The sequence below is a fragment of the Hymenobacter sp. 15J16-1T3B genome (assembly GCF_020711235.1).
Taxonomy (GTDB): Bacteria; Bacteroidota; Bacteroidia; order Cytophagales; family Hymenobacteraceae; genus Solirubrum.
This window is the reverse complement of the sequence record NZ_JAJFAV010000012.1, coordinates 107,441-124,202: the sequence shown is the minus strand read 5'-3', so window position 1 is coordinate 124,202 and position 16,762 is coordinate 107,441. Positions and strand designations below refer to the sequence as shown.

Annotated in this window: 20 protein-coding genes; 9 read left to right on the top strand and 11 right to left on the bottom strand. The window is 60.9% G+C overall.

What is annotated here, in order from left to right; genetic code table 11:
* Positions 1-23: 23 nt before the first annotated feature.
* Both dcd and LJ737_RS19105 read left to right on the top strand, forming a co-directional pair.
* The gene (dcd, locus tag LJ737_RS19110; RefSeq protein WP_227768353.1) at positions 24-560 is read left to right on the top strand and encodes a dCTP deaminase; all 537 of its coding nucleotides are present in this window, start codon (positions 24-26) and stop codon (positions 558-560) included.
* A gap of 369 nt (positions 561-929) precedes the next feature.
* Positions 930-1,412: a DUF4890 domain-containing protein gene (locus LJ737_RS19105; RefSeq protein ID WP_227768352.1), complete on the top strand. Its 483-nt coding sequence runs from the start codon at positions 930-932 to the stop codon at positions 1,410-1,412.
* A gap of 93 nt (positions 1,413-1,505) precedes the next feature.
* Here LJ737_RS19105 and gldC read toward each other — a convergent pair whose 3' ends face one another.
* Both gldC and dnaN read right to left on the bottom strand, forming a co-directional pair.
* Complete coding sequence (gene gldC, locus LJ737_RS19100; protein ID WP_227768351.1) at positions 1,506-1,847, bottom strand: gliding motility protein GldC; 342 nt, start codon at positions 1,845-1,847, stop codon at positions 1,506-1,508.
* A gap of 159 nt (positions 1,848-2,006) precedes the next feature.
* Positions 2,007-3,131 carry a DNA polymerase III subunit beta gene (dnaN, locus tag LJ737_RS19095; protein ID WP_227768350.1) on the bottom strand — a complete coding sequence of 375 codons (1,125 nt, stop codon included), beginning with the start codon at positions 3,129-3,131 and terminating at the stop codon, positions 2,007-2,009.
* Between the two features lie 230 nt (positions 3,132-3,361).
* Between dnaN and LJ737_RS19090 the strand changes: the two genes are divergently transcribed.
* The 3 genes from LJ737_RS19090 to LJ737_RS19080 all read left to right on the top strand — a co-directional run bounded on the left by LJ737_RS19090 (position 3,362) and on the right by LJ737_RS19080 (position 5,337).
* A complete protein-coding gene (locus LJ737_RS19090; RefSeq protein ID WP_227768349.1) occupies positions 3,362-3,805 on the top strand; it encodes a BLUF domain-containing protein in 444 nt (147 codons plus the stop codon).
* A gap of 135 nt (positions 3,806-3,940) precedes the next feature.
* A complete protein-coding gene (locus LJ737_RS19085; RefSeq protein WP_227768348.1) occupies positions 3,941-4,267 on the top strand; it encodes a cyclic-phosphate processing receiver domain-containing protein in 327 nt (108 codons plus the stop codon).
* 62 nt (positions 4,268-4,329) lie between these two features.
* A complete protein-coding gene (locus LJ737_RS19080; protein WP_227768347.1) occupies positions 4,330-5,337 on the top strand; it encodes a hypothetical protein in 1,008 nt (335 codons plus the stop codon).
* A gap of 3 nt (positions 5,338-5,340) precedes the next feature.
* On the opposite strand, the gene gldG is transcribed toward LJ737_RS19080, so the two are convergent.
* The 5 genes from gldG to LJ737_RS19055 form a co-directional block, all read right to left on the bottom strand.
* Positions 5,341-7,080 (bottom strand): gliding motility-associated ABC transporter substrate-binding protein GldG, encoded by a 1,740-nt coding sequence (gldG, locus tag LJ737_RS19075; RefSeq protein WP_227768346.1) that lies wholly within the window; start codon positions 7,078-7,080, stop codon positions 5,341-5,343.
* A 17-nt stretch (positions 7,081-7,097) separates the two neighbouring features.
* Positions 7,098-7,823, bottom strand: coding sequence for a gliding motility-associated ABC transporter permease subunit GldF (gene gldF / locus LJ737_RS19070; RefSeq protein ID WP_227768345.1), 726 nt, complete (start codon positions 7,821-7,823; stop codon positions 7,098-7,100).
* A gap of 207 nt (positions 7,824-8,030) precedes the next feature.
* Positions 8,031-8,954, bottom strand: coding sequence for a gliding motility-associated ABC transporter ATP-binding subunit GldA (gene gldA, locus LJ737_RS19065; RefSeq protein WP_227768344.1), 924 nt, complete (start codon positions 8,952-8,954; stop codon positions 8,031-8,033).
* A 43-nt stretch (positions 8,955-8,997) separates the two neighbouring features.
* The gene (locus LJ737_RS19060; protein WP_227768343.1) at positions 8,998-9,195 is read right to left on the bottom strand and encodes a hypothetical protein; all 198 of its coding nucleotides are present in this window, start codon (positions 9,193-9,195) and stop codon (positions 8,998-9,000) included.
* Positions 9,196-9,197: 2 nt separating this feature from the next.
* Positions 9,198-9,896, bottom strand: a complete 699-nt coding sequence (locus LJ737_RS19055; RefSeq protein ID WP_227768342.1) for an SDR family oxidoreductase — start codon at positions 9,894-9,896, stop codon at positions 9,198-9,200.
* Positions 9,897-9,922: 26 nt separating this feature from the next.
* On the opposite strand from LJ737_RS19055, the gene LJ737_RS19050 reads away from it, so the two are divergent.
* The gene (locus tag LJ737_RS19050; protein WP_227768341.1) at positions 9,923-10,705 is read left to right on the top strand and encodes a head GIN domain-containing protein; all 783 of its coding nucleotides are present in this window, start codon (positions 9,923-9,925) and stop codon (positions 10,703-10,705) included.
* Positions 10,706-10,768: 63 nt separating this feature from the next.
* On the opposite strand, the gene LJ737_RS19045 is transcribed toward LJ737_RS19050, so the two are convergent.
* Entirely contained in the window at positions 10,769-11,482 is a 714-nt protein-coding gene (locus LJ737_RS19045; protein ID WP_227768340.1) for an SDR family oxidoreductase, read from the bottom strand.
* Positions 11,483-11,608: 126 nt separating this feature from the next.
* Between LJ737_RS19045 and LJ737_RS19040 the strand changes: the two genes are divergently transcribed.
* Both LJ737_RS19040 and LJ737_RS19035 read left to right on the top strand, forming a co-directional pair.
* A complete protein-coding gene (locus LJ737_RS19040; RefSeq protein WP_410779959.1) occupies positions 11,609-12,298 on the top strand; it encodes an MlaE family ABC transporter permease in 690 nt (229 codons plus the stop codon).
* A 90-nt stretch (positions 12,299-12,388) separates the two neighbouring features.
* Positions 12,389-13,195, top strand: coding sequence for an ABC transporter ATP-binding protein (locus LJ737_RS19035; RefSeq protein WP_227768338.1), 807 nt, complete (start codon positions 12,389-12,391; stop codon positions 13,193-13,195).
* Between the two features lie 271 nt (positions 13,196-13,466).
* Here the strand turns inward: LJ737_RS19035 and LJ737_RS19030 are convergent, their stop codons facing one another.
* Positions 13,467-14,042, bottom strand: coding sequence for a YfiT family bacillithiol transferase (locus LJ737_RS19030; RefSeq protein ID WP_227768337.1), 576 nt, complete (start codon positions 14,040-14,042; stop codon positions 13,467-13,469).
* A gap of 103 nt (positions 14,043-14,145) precedes the next feature.
* Between LJ737_RS19030 and LJ737_RS19025 the strand changes: the two genes are divergently transcribed.
* Positions 14,146-14,910, top strand: coding sequence for a CPBP family intramembrane glutamic endopeptidase (locus tag LJ737_RS19025; protein WP_227768336.1), 765 nt, complete (start codon positions 14,146-14,148; stop codon positions 14,908-14,910).
* 6 nt (positions 14,911-14,916) lie between these two features.
* On the opposite strand, the gene LJ737_RS19020 is transcribed toward LJ737_RS19025, so the two are convergent.
* Together LJ737_RS19020 and LJ737_RS19015 are read right to left on the bottom strand one after the other, a co-directional pair.
* Positions 14,917-15,555: a bifunctional nuclease domain-containing protein gene (locus tag LJ737_RS19020; RefSeq protein WP_227768335.1), complete on the bottom strand. Its 639-nt coding sequence runs from the start codon at positions 15,553-15,555 to the stop codon at positions 14,917-14,919.
* 122 nt (positions 15,556-15,677) lie between these two features.
* Positions 15,678-16,655, bottom strand: a complete 978-nt coding sequence (locus LJ737_RS19015) for an electron transfer flavoprotein subunit alpha/FixB family protein (protein ID WP_227768334.1) — start codon at positions 16,653-16,655, stop codon at positions 15,678-15,680.
* Positions 16,656-16,762 lie beyond the last annotated feature (107 nt).

The window sequence follows — 16,762 nt, the reverse complement described above, 5'->3', positions numbered from 1 at the left end:
ATGGCGGCCCTCACCTTTTTTCAATGATTCTCACCGACGAGCAAATTCTGGCCGAGATGGAGCGCGGCACCATCGTAATCGAACCCTACGACCGCGCCTGCCTCGGCACCAACTCCTACGACGTGCACCTGGGCCGCTACCTGGCCACCTACCGCGACCGGGTGCTCGATGCCCGCAAGCACAACGAAATCGAAGTATTTGAAATCCCGGTGGAGGGCTTCGTACTCGAACAAAATACCCTCTACCTCGGCGTAACCGAGGAATACACCGAAACCCACGCCCACGTGCCGTTTCTGGAGGGCAAAAGCTCGGTGGGCCGCCTCGGCATCGACATCCACGCCACCGCCGGTAAGGGCGACGTGGGCTTTTCCAACACCTGGACGCTGGAAATCAGCGTGACGCAGCCCGTGCGCATCTACCGCGGCATGCCCATCGGCCAGCTCATCTACTTCACCGTGGAGGGCGCCATCCAGAACTACTACAACCGCAAGCCCAACGCCAAGTACAACCAGCGCACCGACCGCCCCGTGGAGTCGATGATGTGGATGAACAAGTTTTGATGCGAGGCCGGGTGCGTGAGCCGAAAAGCACATTCATCCTGAGCACGTTGCGCGGCCAGCAAGAACGAAGGTCCCTCCCTCTAGCCCCGCACCGCCCCTGATAGCAGCACGCTGCTTGAGCAGCCAGAACTGAAAAGCGCCGCTACTAACTGGATGTTAGTAGCGGCGCTTTTTAGTTGATGCGGCGTGAGCCAGATCCGTCGCTTTGCTCAGAATGACCGTGCTTTTTCGGCCTCTAACCAGCTTCAGTTATTGCGGCCCTGAACCGCTTGGCACACTTTTTCGTTAGAAAGACACGTTGGTTGCTTCGGCAGCCTGAAATTCAGTCTCCGCGGCTTCGGCCCGTTAACGATACAACTTGCCATGACGATGAAGAAGATCCTAGCAACGGCTGTGCTGGCAACGGGCGTAGCTCTCGGGGCCCAGGCCCAAGCGAAAAAAGCTCCGGTTGTGCAGCAGCGCGCCGAACACCTCTCCAACCAGATGGCCCGCGAACTGCGCCTGAATAACTACCAGACCACCAAGCTGCGCGCCATCAACGAGGACAAAGTGGCCAAGATGGCCGCCATCGAAACCAAGCACGCCGGCAACACGCAGCTCATCGACCAGCAGTGCCAGGGCGTGTGCCAGGAACGCGACCGGGAGCTGCGCTCCTTCTTGACGACCGAGCAGTACAGCAATTACTTCAGCAACCGCTCGGCCTACTACAAGTACGACAAAGACTACGCCGCCCAGGCTTCGGACATCATGCTCGTGAAATCGGTGCAGAACCCGCTGCCGGCCAGCGCCCGGGGTGCTACCCTCAGCCAGTCGCGCGAGGACAGCAAGCCGGCCGCTTCGCGCACGCGTTAACGCGGCTTCGACATAGCGAATAAAAAGCCCGCCCGGCAGCTTGCCGGGCGGGCTTTTTTGTGCCGTTACGTGGTGAAACGCCGCGCTGAATAGTTACTGGCGCTGGCCGCGCTCCTCCTGCTCCACGTGCTGGGCGAGTTCTTTGCCCACGGCCCGCAGCTTGGCGCCCATGAACTCGTCGTTGGTGGCGGCCACGATGCTTTCGGCCAGGGAGCCAATCATGTCCACGTAGAAGCGCTTCATCTCGTCGACGGGCATGTCCTTGGTCCACAGGTCAATCTTCATGGTGCCGCGCTCTTCCCGGTCCCAGATCGAGATGTTCATGGCTTTGGCGAAGTGGATGTCGGCGCCGGCGTCGGTGGCGCTCCAGCTGATGGCCTCGGGGATTTTCTGCTCGTCGAGGGCAATACTGAAGCGGATTTCGGATTTTTTCATGCGAAGTAAGATTCGAGGAAAGCGGTTAAAAGAACTGTCATCCTGAGCGCAGCGAAGGACCTTATGCCGGTTGAACGGCAGGCGTCAGATAAGTAACTATCGGACGGGGTAAGGTCCTTCGCTGCGCTCAGGATGACAGGCGCAAGGGGGCAACAGCGGTTACACGTAGTTGTTCAGCATCACCGGCATCACCAGCATCAGGATGCTTTCGTTGTCTTCCGCCAACGTGGGCATCAGCAGACCGGCGCGGTTGGGCGTGCTCAGCTCCAGGGTAATTTCCTCGGAGTCGATGTTGGAGAGCATTTCGATCAGGAAGCGGGCGTTGAAGCCAATTTCCATGTCTTCGCCGTCGTACTGGCAGGGCAGCTTTTCGTTGGCCTCGTTCGAGAAGTCCAGGTCTTCGGCCGAAATGGTCAGCTCGGAACCGGCCAGGCGCAGGCGCACTTGGTGGGTGGTCTTGTTCGAGTAGATGGCAATGCGCTTCACCGAGTTCAGCAGCTGGCCGCGGTCGATGATGAGCTTGTTGGGGTTGGCCACCGGGATGACATTCTCGTAGTCGGGGTACCGCTCGTCGATGAGGCGGCACACGAGGCGCATCTGGTTGAACGAGAAGAAGGCATTCGACTGGTTGAACTCCATGCGCACCGGGGTGGCCTCGGAGGGCAGGGCGCCCTTCAGCAGGTTGAAGGCCTTGCGCGGAATGATGAGGTTGGCCGTCTGGCCGGCGGCCACGTCCTGGCGGCGGTAGCGCAGCAGGCGGTGCCCGTCGGTAGCGACGAAGGTGGCCTGGTTGTCGGCCAGCTGCACGAGGATGCCGGTCATGGCCGGGCGCAGTTCGTCGGTGCTGACGGCGAAGATGGTCTTGGTGATGGCGCGCAGCAGGGAGCTGGACGGAATTTCGACCGGGGCCGAGCCTTTCACCACCGGCACGCGGGGAAAGTCGGTGGCGTTTTCGCCGGCGAGCTTGTAGCGGCCGTTGGCCGAGGCTATTTCGATGCCGTAGGTTTCCTCGTCCAGCGTGAAGGTCACGGGCTGGTCGGGCAGGTTTTTGAGCGTGTCGAGCAGGATGCGGGCCGGGGCGGCGATGCGGCCGCTTTCGCGGGCTTCGACGGGCAGCTCGGTCATCATGCTGGTCTCCAGATCAGAGGCCGTGATGGTGAGCTTGCCGTTCTCGATTTCAAAGAGGAAGTTCTCCAGGATGGGTACCACGGGGTTGCTCGTGACGACGCCGTTGATGCTCTGGAGCTGCTTGAGGAGCGCCGAGGACGAGACGATGAACTTCATATAGGGCTTTGGGAAGGGTTGCGGTTTTGGGAGAACAAAGATAGGAAGCCGGGCGGGAGTTTCTAGCGGCTTGCGGGCGGCGCGTTGGGGGCAATGGACCGCCAAAACGGGCCGCTGGCCCCGTTCTCGCAGCGGGCCGGGGCGCCGCCGCCGCCGACCCGCTAGTTTCGGGCTTTCTTCGTAGGTTCAGGCTGCCGCGCCCTGGTTTCCATTAGCCCCCTCATCTGCGCATGCCCGCCCCTACCCTGCACCATTTAGTTTACCAGAGCTCGGCCACCGCCCCGTTTAGCGAAGCCGAGTTGCAGGCCCTGCTGCGGCAGTCACGGGCCTGGAACGAAGCGCACGACCTGACCGGCGTGCTGCTTTATTGCGAGGGCGACATCCTGCAGGTGTTGGAGGGCCCGACCGACGAGGTGCTGGGCATTTTTGCCCGCATCGAGCGGGACTACCGCCACCGGGGCGTCACCAAGCTAGCCGATGGGCCCATTGCGCAGCGCAACTTCGCTGACTGGTCCATGGGCTTTGGGGTAGTGACGCCGGCGGATTACCGGCACCTGAGCGGCTTCCGGCCCTTGGAAGAAGCCGAAGCCCTGGTCAAAGACACCGACCGCGACGCAGCATCCTTGCACGAACTGCTAAGCGAATTTGTGCATAAAGACGTGGCGCGGCTTTAACCCGGCACGACGTGCTGGTTGACGGGCAATCCTCACCCGGCCGTGCGCAGCCCCGGCGACCTGGGCGTATAGCACCTCCTAGCTGCGTCTTGCCGCTGCGAAAGTTGCTGCAACGGTCCTACTTTTCCCTCGCCGATGCCTACGCCCTACAAGCTTTACCTAGACGACCTGCGCACGCCCCGCACCGCGGGCTGGGTGGTAGTGCGTAGCTTCGACGAGTTCGTGGCCACCATCGAGCGGCTGGGCGTGCCCGCCGAAATTTCCTTTGACCACGACCTGGGATGGGACGAGGCGCGGAACTGCGAACTGCCCAGCGGCTACGACTGCGCCAAGTGGCTGGTGGAGCAAGGTCTCCTGGTGGAGCGCTTCAACGTGCATTCGGCCAATCCGGTGGGCGCGGCGAATATTCGGGGGTTACTGGAGCATTACCGGCGGTTTCGTGAGCAACCCAGTAGCAAGTAACTAACAAAATATAAGCTTCACACCGGAGTACATAAATCACTTCAATCGTTCGACAAATTTTTATGTCAAAACTCGACCCAATTACAGATGGCTCCAAAATATTCACAAATATTTTTCAAGATTTCGGCAAAGAATCAATTTATGATATTAACTTGTTAGATAAATTCCTCAACAGACTACTTAAAGAGACAGAAGGATGGGTTATAGTAGATTTCTTAGATAGCGGGTGCTGGGACTGCATCGGAAGCTACTCAATTGATAAAGATAAAAATTATTTAACCCTTAACTGGCATTACTATAAAGGCGATAGAATAAATAGTTTTATCAAAGAAAATAAATACAAACCAAATATCTCAAGTATTTTACTCCATTTCAAAGACATGCAGTTAGTGGAGCTAAAAAACTTGCCATTTATAACCATAAGAGGTTATGCCATGAAACACAAAGAGATTTTATCTTACTTAAAAACCATTGATCCAGATGTTAAGGATTCATATGAATACAGAAAAAACTTCTACATAGATTACGAATTAGATCGTGGCGAATACGCAGAAAACTGCTACTGTTATAACACACCTATTTATTCAATCATAATTATTCCGAAAGACGCCGGTTTCGGGACAGATACATCGCAGAAACTATTATTTACATATAATTATTATAGCTGCGAAGTTCGCTTACAAAAAATACAAAACACCTTACACGGCCACCTTGACGAAGATGAACTTTGTGAAAAAACTAATTCCATTAGAAGAGTTTTCGAATTCGTACTAAAGATTGAATGCTGCCATCATTCTCAATTGAATTTTAGCCTAATATGGCAATCAGGACTAAGAAACGGTTTATTCTCCTTCCCCAATGCTTACTCTGATTTAACTTTAGGAGACTTGATAAATACGCTAAAGCAGGTTAAGAGCGCAGAAGAGAGAAGCACACTAAACCAAATCGTACGCCTTTCTAATGAATTATCACATGATTCAGGCAAACCCGTAACCAAAGAAAAGGTTGAGGAGCTACTTGGCCTTGCTACCTCATACCTAACAGATTTGCGCACCTCTATCAAATTCTAGTCATTATTCCACCCCAAACGAGGCGTACTTGCGCTTGCGCAGCCAAGCCCGCACCAACCCGAACACGGCCAGCAAGGCCAGCGGGGCACCCAGGTTTAGCAGTTGCCACTGCCGCCGCTCGGCGTTGATTTTCACCTTGTCCAGGGGGCGCAGGGTGATTTGCTTGCCGCGCACGCCGATCAGACCCGACTCATCGAGCAGGTAGTCGACGGCGTTCTGGGTCAGCTCGCGGTTGGCAAACTCGGTGGTGGCGAGGCGGTCGAAGCCCAGGCGCAGGGGGCGCTTGGTTTTCGGGTCCACGTCGTTGCGCACGAAGTCGCCGTCGGAGATGAGCAGGATTTTGCTGGGCTTGGCCTGGGGGCTTTGGGCGGGCTGAAACTGCGTAGTGCCGGGCTTGGCGCGGTTGGCAAACAGGGAGCGGAACTGGCCTTCGAGCAGGTAGCCCACGGGCTTGGGGCCGCTCTTGTACAGCTTCGGGTCCGGGGGCAGGCGGGCGTCGTTGAGGTTGATGGGCACCGGAGCGGGCAGCACGCGGGTGTAGCGCGAAGTGAACATCAGGGGCGTCTTGCGGATGCCGCGGGCCTTTACCGTGTCGATGGAGGAGACGAACTTCAGGTACACCGCGTCGAGGTTGCGGGTGATGGGGTGCGGGCTGAAGTTGTTCACGACCGGGTAAAACGGCCAGGGCATGGGCTCTACCTGGGGCTTGTTGCCCGACATGCCCGTTACCAGCGGAATCAGCCCGCAATTCACGTCCAGAATCAGGTCCCCGTTGACGCGGGCGCCGTAAGTAAACAGCAAATCCGTCAGGCCCAGCTCCATCGGGAAGGACAGCATGCCGCCGCGGTTGGCGCTGTCCAGGTTCACGCGCATGGCGTCGACGAAGAACAGGGCCCGGCCGCCCTCGGTGATGAACTTGTCGAGCTGGTACTTCTCGGGGTCGGTGTACGGGCGCTCGGGCTTGGCCACGATGACGGCTGACAGGGCCTTCATGTTCTGCTCGGTCACCTTATTCAGGTCGATGCGGTACACGTTGTAGTCGCGCTGCAGCGTACCGATGAGGTCGGCCACGTGCTCGTTGTCGGGCTCGCCATGGCCCTCCACGATGCCGATGAGCTGGCGCTTGCCTGGCTCCAAACGGCGCACGGCGGAGGCTAGCTCGTATTCGAGGCCTTCGATGCTCTGGTTGAGGCGCACGTCGGGCGGGGCGGCTTGGTTGCCGCGCAGCAGCAGCACGTTTTCCTCGCGGTTGCCCACCGTCACGGTGGCCCAGGGGAAGATGATTTTCTCGACGCGCTTGCCGTTTTCGTTGGCGCCGAGGTTGGTCGGGCGCAAGCCTTTCTGGATGAGCTGCCCGTAGGTTTTGTTGCGGTCGGCTTCGGAGGAAGCGGCCGAGGGGTCGACGAAGACGTAGCGCAGCTTGGAGCCGGCGTGAATCTGCATTTCGTCGAGGGTTTCGCGAGTGGCCTGGGCGAGGCGGCGGAAGGCGGGCGGAAAGTCGCCGGCCAGGTACACCGTCACGGTAATGGGCTCGGGCGCGGTTTCGAGCAGCTGCTTGGTTGCGGGGGCCATGCTGTAGCGCTTGTCCTCCGTCAAATCGAGGCGGAAGAAAAACTGCTGGGCGACGAAATTGAGCACCACCAAGGCCAGGATGATCAGGCCGAATCGGAGCAGGTCGCGCTGCTTGCGCGACGGGGCGGGCGCAACAGGAGCGGGCGTAGTGGCGGCGGGAGTGGTTTCCATGCGTCAGAAGGTCCGGATTACCAGTTGCGGCTGCGAAGCACGAGACGTGTGGCCAGCAGCATGGCCGCCACCACCGAGAAGAAATACAGCAGGTCGCGCGAGTCGACCAAGCCCTTGCTCAGGTCGCGGTAGTGGGCCGCAATGCCGAGTTGGCCGATGTAGTAGGCCGAGCTGCCCTCGAAGAGCGAGGCCAGCGAATCGAAGCCCGAATACACCAGGAAGCAGCCCACCACGGCCACCAGAAAGGCAATGATCTGGTCGCGCGTCAGAGCCGAAGCCAGCACGCCGATGGCGGCGAAGACGGCCGCCAGCAGCGCCAGACCGATGAGCGAGCCGGCAAAAGCGGCCGAATCGATGTTGCCTTCGGGGGCGCCCAGCTTCACCACCGAGTAGTAGTAGAGCAGCGTGGGCACCAGGGCCAGCAGGGCCAGCAGCAGGCAGGCCAGGTACTTCCCTCCTACCAGCTGCCCGTCGGTGAGCGGGCGGGTGAGCAGCAGCTCGATGGTGCCGGCCTTCTTTTCCTCGGCGAAGGTGCGCATGGTAATGGCCGGAATCAGGAACAGAAAAATCCAGGGGGCCAGGTTGAACAGCGTCTGCAGGTCGGCAAAGCCGTAGTCGAGCACTGAGCTATCGGGGAAGACCCACACGAACAGGCCGGTGGCCACCAAAAACACCCCGAGCACCACGTAGGCCACCGGGGAGTTGAGGAAGGCGTTGAATTCTTTGCGAAGGACGGCGAACATGAACCGTTGATTGGCGCTGAGTTAGTTGATTTCGCTGATTCGTCTGGTCGAACGACTCAACTTAGAACGTCATTCCGAGCGAAGTCGAGGAATCTCGCGTGCTGATGTCGGATAGTAACATCCTTTCACCTGGCAGATTACTCCCGGACGTCAGCACGCGAGATGTCTCGACAAGCTCGACATGACGTTCTTATTTTCTAGTAGCTCTTATTTCTTTGGTTGCGAGGTCGTCAGCTCCTGGAACACCTGCTCCAAGGACTGTTCTTCCTGGCGAAGGCCCAGCAGCAGCCAGCCCTGCTGGGCGGCCAGCTGCGAAATGGCGCGGCGCTGGTCCCCCTGGCCCTCGGTGCGGATAATCCAGGCGCCATTCTGCCCCTGCTCCACCCCCTTCACGCCGGGCAGTTGCCAGAGCGGGGCCGGGTCGATTTGCCCCTCGAACTCGGCGCGGATGACGGTGCCGCCCTTGGTGAGGCCGCTCAGCTCGCGCACCGGCGCGTCGGCCACCAGCTGCCCGCGGCTGATGATGACCACCCGGTCGCAGAGGGCTTGCACTTCGGGCAGGATGTGGGTACTAAAAATGACCGTTTTGTCCTGGCCCAGCTCGCGGATCAGGGTGCGGATTTCGCCGATTTGGTTGGGGTCGAGGCCGGTGGTGGGCTCGTCGAGGATGAGCACCTGCGGGTCGTGCACCAGGGCCTGGGCCAGGCCCACGCGCTGCCGGTAGCCCTTCGAGAGGGCACCGATTTGCTTATTCTGCTCACGCGTGAGGCCCACGCGGCCGACCAGCTCCCGCACGCGGTTGCGCAGGGTGCTGCCGCCCAGCCCGTGCACGCGCCCGATGAAGTCGAGGTACTCGTGCACGTACATGTCGAGGTAGAGCGGGTTGTGCTCGGGCAGGTAGCCCACGCGGCGGCGCACTTCCAAGGGCTGCTCCACCACGTCGAAATCGGCCACGCGCACCGTGCCGCTGCTGGGCGGCAGGTAGCCGGTGGCAATTTTCATGGTGGTGCTTTTGCCGGCCCCGTTCGGACCCAGGAAGCCCAGGATTTCGCCGCGGCCGGCCGTGAACGAAATGTCGTTGACGGCGGCCTGGGGGCCAAAGAGCTTGGTCAAATGTTGGATTTCAACCATAAGGAGGGCGAAAGTACGGCGCAGCGGGCGCATTGCCGCCGGTTCAGGGTTTCTTCAGCAGGTACTCCCCGATCCAGGAGGCCACCAGCGGCAGCACCACCCAGATGCCGAGCAGCACCAGCCAGGCCAGCGCCAGGAAAACAAACCAGCGCTGCGCGGGTCTGCGTTGCGGCCGGGCCCGGCGGTACTGGCGCAGGGTGTACCAGAGCAGCAGCGCCGAGCCCGCCCAAATCAGCAGCATGGTCAGCGGCCTTTGGGCTGCAGCGGCCGCATTTCCACGTCGACCACGTGGAAGTTGAACGGCGTTTCCAGCGCGTAGACGATGCAGCCGGCAATGTCCGCGGGCTGCATCATGTGCTCGTGGGCGGTGGTGCCGGGAATGTCGTCGAAGAAATTGGTCTGCGTCGAGCCCGGGTACAGGCAGGTCACCTTGATGCCGTCCGGGCGCACTTCCTTGAATAAAGAATGCGAAAAACCCCGCACCGCATACTTCGTGGCGCAGTAGCCGGCCATGTTCTCGATGCCGTTGAGGCCGGCAATGGACGAGATGTTGACGATGTGGCCCAGCTGCTGGCGTTTCATCTGCGGCAGCACGGCCTTGGTGCAGTAGAACAGCCCGTGCACGTTGGTGTCGAACATGCGGTGCCACTGCTGGGAATCAAAGCCGTCGACGGGGCCTGCCAGGCCCAGGCCGGCGTTGTTGACGAGCACGTGCACCTGCTGGCCCAGCTCCCGCTGCGTGTTGGTGAAGGCCTCCTGCACCTGCACTTCGTCGCGCACGTCGCACTCAAAAAACGAAAACCGCTCGTGCTGCAGCTCGGCGGGCCGGCGGCGGCCCCAGCCGGCCACCACGGCCCCGCGCAGCAGCAGCAGCTGGGCCGTGGCCAAGCCGATGCCTTTGCTGACGCCGGTGACAATGGCTACCTTGCCGTTCAGATCCATACGTTGTTAGGTTGGAAGAAGTGTTGATGAACCGGTGCAAAACGGGCGCGCAAGTTAGTACGCGCCCCCGGCTAGGGGCATACGCAGCCCCGGCCCTGCTGTTGGCGGCGCTGCTGCTCGGCGGCTGCGGCAAAGACCACGAGGGCGACTGTCTCAAAAGCAGCGGCAAGGTCACGGAAGAGCGGCGCGAGCTGGCGCCCTTCCACGTGCTGCGCCTCTACGACAACGTGGAAGTGACCGTGGTGCAAGACGCCGAAACCTACGCTACCGTGCGCACCGGTCAGAACTTGCAGGAAGACCTGCAGCTGACCGAGCAGGACGGCACGCTCACCATCCACAACACCAGCCGCTGCAACTGGATGCGCCGCTACGACGTGCCCCGGCAAGTCACCCTGCACACCCCGCGCCTCACCGACGTGTTTCACATCGGCGAAAAAACCTTGCGCACCCAGGGCACCTTTCGCCAGGACACGCTCTTTCTGCACCTCTCCCGCGCCGGCGACATCGAATTCGACGTGAATTGCCAGCGCCTCTTCGTCGACCTCTACGAGCTGGGCGACATGCGCCTCAGCGGGCAGACCGACGAGCTGCTGGCCACCGTCGGCGACCTGGGCAGCCTCTACGCCCAAGACCTGCGCGCCCACCGCGCCTACCTCGACCTGGACAAGCTCGGCGACGGCGACGCCCACGTACAGGCCACCGACTACCTGCGCGCCAGCGTGGCCGGCAACGGCAGCCTGTACTACAACGGCTCGGCCCGGCAGAAGGAAATCAGCGTGACCGGCAAGGGCCGCGCGGTGGCACAGTAGGGTAAGAGTGTAGGAGTTGACGGAACCAGAATTTCTACACTCCTCCCCTCACACCCTCATGCCCTAAATGTCTCCCAGCTGCGGGCGGATGAGCAGCTCCTCCACCACGGCCTGCGGCGAGAGGCTCCAGGTGCCAAACACGGCGTCAGCCACGTCTTCGGCTTTGATAAACCGCTCCGGGGGCAGGCCGGCGCCTTCCCAGCTGGCGGTGTAAGTGGCGCCGGGCAGCACGGCCGTCACGCGGATGGGCGTGAGCTTTAACTCCTCGCGGAGGTTCTTGGTCATGCCGTAGAGGGCAAACTTGGCCACGCCGTAGGAGCCGCCGTTGGGGTAGGGAATCAGGCTGGCGGTGGAGCAAATGGTGAAGATGTGGGCCGCTTCCTGTTGGAGCAGCTGCGGCAGCAGGCCGCGCGTCACGTCGTAGGCCGAGAGCAGGTTCACGGCCAGCATGTCGCGCAGGGTGGAGCCGTCGGCGGCGTCGTCCTGCAAACGGCCAGGGATGAATGAGCCGGCGTTGTTGACGAGCACATCGACCGGGCCGCCCAGGCCGAGCACAAAGTCCACGAAGCGGCGGGCTTCGTTGGGCTTGCTCAGGTCGGCGGGCAGGGCCTGAACCTCCGCATCCGGGAACTGTTGCTCCAAGTCGGCGCGCAAGGCGTCGAGGTCCTCGGCCGAGCGGGCGCAGGTGACGAGGCGCCAGCCGGCGCGGGCAAAACGCTCCAGAATGGCGCGGCCAATGCCCTTGCTGCCGCCCGTCACCACAATTGTTTTCTGCATATCGCGTAAGATTGTTTCGCGGTTTGTACGTATGTAGACCAGCACCGCCCCGGCGGTTCCATTTTTTTCTCGCCAGCCTACGCTATGGTCAAAGTTTTCGGCCAATTTCTGCTTTTCCTGCAGAGTATGTTTATCCGTTCCGAGCGCGTGAAAGTGCTCTGGAACCGCACCCTCGACGAAGCCGTGCTCATCGGCATCGATTCGGTGTTCATTGTCAGCATTGTATCCGCGTTTATCGGCGCCGTAACCTGCGTGCAGATTGCCTACAACCTGACCAACCCGCTCATTCCGAAGTCGACCATCGGCTACATGGTGCGCGAAATGACCATCCTGGAGCTGGCCCCCACCATCACCAGCATCGTGCTGGCGGGCAAGGTGGGCAGCAGCATTGCCGGCGGCCTGGGCACCATGCGCATCACCGAGCAAATCGACGCGCTGGAAGTCATGGGCATCAACGCCAGCAATTATTTGGTGCTGCCGCGCATTCTGGGCGCCATCATCACCTTCCCGCTGCTGGTAATTCTGGCCATGGTGCTGTCGATTTTGGGCGGCTACCTCGCCGGCACGCTCTCGGGCGCCATGACCGCTCAGGAGTACGTGGAAGGTATCCGCGACACGTTTATTCCCTACAACATTGCGTTTGCCCTGATCAAGTCGGTGGTATTTGCCTTCCTGGTGTCGGCCATTTCGGCTTACCGCGGCTTCTACACCGAGGGCGGCGCCCTGGAAGTAGGTGCCAGCAGCACCACCGCCGTCACGCACTCCATTATTGCCATCCTGCTGGCCGACTACGTGCTGGCGCAGACGCTCCTCTAAAGGTGAAATTGTGAAGTGGTGGATTTGTGAACCGCAGGCACTCCTGCCGATTTCACCACCTCACAAGTTCGCAATTTCACCACTTGACAGATGATTGAAATCCACAACGTTCATAAATCCTTCGGCGACGCCCCCATTCTGAAGGGCGTTACCTGCACCTTCGAGACGGGCAAGTGCAACCTAGTGCTTGGCGGCTCGGGCACCGGCAAATCGGTGCTGCTCAAGTGCATTGTGGGCTTGCTCAAACCCGACATCGGCTCCATCACCTTCGACGGGACGGTCTTCACGAACAACAAAATCGAAATCCGCCAGGAAATCCGTAAGCAGATCGGCATGCTGTTCCAGGCCTCGGCCCTGTTCGATTCCATGAACGTGTTCGAGAACGTGGAATTCCCGCTGCGCATGCTCACGCCCGACATGAGCAAGGGCGAGCGGCGCGACCGGGTGGAGTTTTGCTTGAAGCGGGTGGGCCTCGAAGCGGCCGGCAACAAGATGCCCTCGGAGCTGTCGGGCGGCATGAAAAAGCGCGTGGGCATTGCCCGCGCCATTGCCCCGAACTGTACTTACCTCTTCTGCGACGAGCCCAACTCCGGCCTGGACCCGCTCACCAGCATCAAGATCGACGAGCTGATCTACGAAATCACCCACGAGTACGGCATCACCACCGTCATCATCACCCACGACATGAACTCGGTGGTGGAAATCGGCGACCATATCGTGTACCTGCACAAGGGCCAGAAGCTCTGGGACGGCACCAAGGACGAAATTCTTAATGCGCAAGTGCCCGAGCTGAAAGAGTTTATCTTCAGCAGCAGCTTGGTGCGCGCCGCCAAACGCATCGAAATGGAAGGCGGCAGCCTCGAAGAAATCCGTCAGGAGCCGTCGAAGGACATTTAGCGTTTGCGCCGTCCGACGGTGGTAGCCACTGTTAGTGCGAGCGAAGCGCAGCAATCCTTCCTCCAGGAGCACCGCCAACACAATACCCGCCGACTAACAACGCCACCGCCCGAAACTCCGCGTCTGGAGTTCCGGGCGGTGGCGTTGTTGGCTTAAGCCAGCGGCGTCGTGCCGCGAGTGGCAAGGTTACTTCGGCTGGGCCTAGCCATGACGGCCGGAAGTGCCGGGGTGTAGCCTCCGATAAACAGCCGGTGCCACCGCACCCAATATTCTACTGCTGGAAGTTGCCCCAGCCCATGCGTTTGCGCAGGCTGGTGATATGGGCCGTGTGGTGCCGGCCGTGCCAGGCGTACATCACCAGGGCCTCATCCAAACGAATGGTCTGCTGGGCCTCGGGGTGGTACCAGGTGCGCAGCCACTGCTCGTCGGTGAGCTGACTCAGCAGCACCACCCAGCGGGCGTGCAGGGCATCGAGCAAGATGAGCGACACATCGGGCGGCACGATGCTCACGTCGGGCAGTTGGGCCCAGGCCGACTCGTCGTAGGGCCGGATGGTGGGGTTGTCTTCGGTCAGGGCCAGGCGGAAGCGCGTGTAGCTGTTCACGTGCGAATCGGGCAGGTGGTGCAGCACTTGGCGCACCGTCCAGCCGCCCGGGCGGTAAGGCGTGTCGAACTGCTCACCGCTGAGCCCGTCGAGAGCCATGCGCAGCTCGGTGGGCAGAGCCATCAGCTGCTGAATGTAGCCGTGGCGCTCCTCCTGCGTGAGCGGCTGCTCGGGCAGCTGGTAATGGCCGATGGGGTAGCGCAGGTCCTGCTCGGCGGCAGGGTGGGTTTCGGGGGTAGACATAAACGCGGGGAAGTGGCTTGCGTAAGCGAAGGTGCAAGTCTACTCAATTGCGGCCACGTGCGGCACCTGCCGGGCGTGGCCGTTGTGTCCGCCGCCGCTTGGTATGCCCCGCTTTGCCCGCACCCTGTACCTCTGGCTCGAATGGGCCGCGCTGTTCGTGCTAGCCCCGCTCCTGCTGTATTTCTGGTGGCAACCGGCCGTGCTGGCCGCGCTCCTGATTCTGGTGAGCGGCAGCACGGCGTGGTGGCTGGGGCAGCACCGCAAGTTCGGGCAGCAGGCTTTCTGGCGGGCCCCAAACGCGCGCCGGGAGCCCAGCCAGCTGCGCCGTCTGCTGCGGCGGTTGCTGCCCTGCCTGTTGCTGCTGGCCGGCCTGGTGCTCTGGCACTACCCCGAGCAGTGGCTGGCACTGCCGCGTCGGCAGCCGCTGGTCTGGGTGCTGCTGTTGGTGCTCTATCCCGTGCTGTCGGTGTACCCGCAGGAACTGATATATCGGGCCTTCTTTTTCCGCCGCTACCGCCGCCTGTTTCCCGGCAAGCAGCTGCGCGTGTGGGTCAGCGCCGTCGTGTTTGCCCTACTACACATCGTGTACCAGAACTGGCTTGCCGTGGGCCTGACGTTTGTCGGTGGCTGGTTTTTCGCCCAGACCTACGCCCGCACCCGCTCCCTGCGCCTGGTTTGGCTGGAGCACACGCTTTACGGCCTGCTGCTGTTCACGCTAGGGCTGGGCGACTTTTTCGACCACCACCACGTGGCCGCGGCGCCGGCAGTGCACCCCTCCCCGGCCGTGCCTGTTCACTTGCAACCTACTGAACGCAAACGGCCCGCGTCCGGGGAGACGCGGGCCGCTGCCCTGTGGCCGGGCCGCTGAGGCCGGCTATTCTTTGTCTTTGTCCTTGTCGCCGCGCTTGTTGAGCTCGTCGCGGATTTTGGCCGCTTTCTCGTAGTCTTCGCGCTCCAGCGCCTGGGCCAGCATTTTGGTCAGCTCTTCCTGCGACACCTGCCCGGAAGGCTCCTTGTGCTCGGCCACCTCGCTGCGGGTGCTCGGGGTGTCGTCGTCCTCGTCGTCATCGTCCTCGTCGTCGGTGTCGGCACCTTCGTCGAGGTCGGAGAGGATGATGCCGGCTTCGCTCATCACGCTTTCCACCGTGTAAATCGGCACGCCGAAGCGCAGGCCGATGGCAATGGCGTCGGAGGGGCGCGAGTCCAGCTCAAACGTGGTAGCCCCGTCGGAGCACACGATTTTGGAGTAGAACACGCCTTCCTTGAGGTCCGAAATCAGCACTTCGAGGATGGTCACGTGCACCTGCTCGGCAAACGACTTGAACAGGTCGTGGGTAAGCGGGCGGTTGGGGTTGATTTTCTCGATCTGGATGGCAATGCTCTGCGCCTCAAACATGCCGATGATGATGGGCAAGCGGCGGTTGCCGTGCTTTTCGCCCAGGATCAGGGCAAACGACCCCGATTGCGACTGGCTGGAGGACAAGCCCAGAATTTCGAGCTGAATTTTCTTCACGAGGGGGAAGTAGTTGTGCGGAAGGTGAACGGGTGACTGAATTGCTTCTAACGCAAGAATGCGGGCGAGAGGAAAATGTTAGCGCATTTTTTTCCCGCCCGCACTCTGCGCAGTCACCGGGGCTAGCCCAGTTCTTTCACGGCCTGGGTCAGCTTGGGCAGCACCTCAAACACGTCGCCCACGATGCCGTAGTCGGCAGCCTTGAAGAAGGGGGCCTCGGGGTCCTTGTTGATGACCACGATAACCTTCGACGAGTTAACGCCGGCCAGGTGCTGGATGGCGCCCGAGATGCCGCAGGCAATATACAAGTTCGGCGAAACGGTAATGCCCGTCTGCCCCACGTGCTCGTGGTGGGGGCGCCAGTCCACGTCCGACACCGGCTTGGAGCAGGCCGTAGCCGCCCCCAGCGCCTTCGCCAGGTCCTCGATGAGGTGCCAGTTTTCCGGGCCTTTCATGCCGCGGCCACCCGATACCACTTTGTCGGCCTCGGGCAGCAGGATGCCGCCGGCCTGGTCTTGCATGATTACCTGCTTGGGGGCGTCCGCGAAGTCGGCGTCCGAAAGCTGGGCCGAGAAGCTTTCCACCTGAGCCGTCTGGCCGCCGTTGTGCAGGGCTTCAATGCTGTTTTTCTTCACGGCAATGATTTTCCGCTCGCCCGACAGCACCACGTCGGCGAAGGCCTTGCCCGAGAAGGCGCCGCGCTTCACCGTGAACTGGCCGCCGTCGATTTTGGGCAGCTCCACCACGTTGGTGGCCAAGGAAGCCTTCAGGCGCACCGCCAGGCGCGAACCGACCGAGGCCCCAATGTTGGAGTTGGCCAGCACGATGACTTTGGCTTGCTCCTTATCAGCGGCGGCGGCAATGAGCTTGGTGTAAGCGCCGTTGACGAAATCCTTTAGGCGCGGCTCGTTGTCGAACAGCACCTTCGAGATGCCCTGTTCGCCGAGCTTGGCCAAGTTGGCTTCGGTGGCTTCGCCCACGGCCACGGCCGTGGCCGTGGTGCCCAGGGCCTGGGCCACCTGCGCGCCGTACGACGCTACTTCCAGCGAAGACTTTTTCACTTCGCCCTTATCGCATTCTACTACTACGAGTACTGACATTTTCAGAGAGGTTAGAAGCTAGAGCTTAGGACTATGAACAGCCATGGATAAGCCATTCACCATCAAGAACTAACATCGAAATGTTAAGTTCTACGCTCTACAATCTC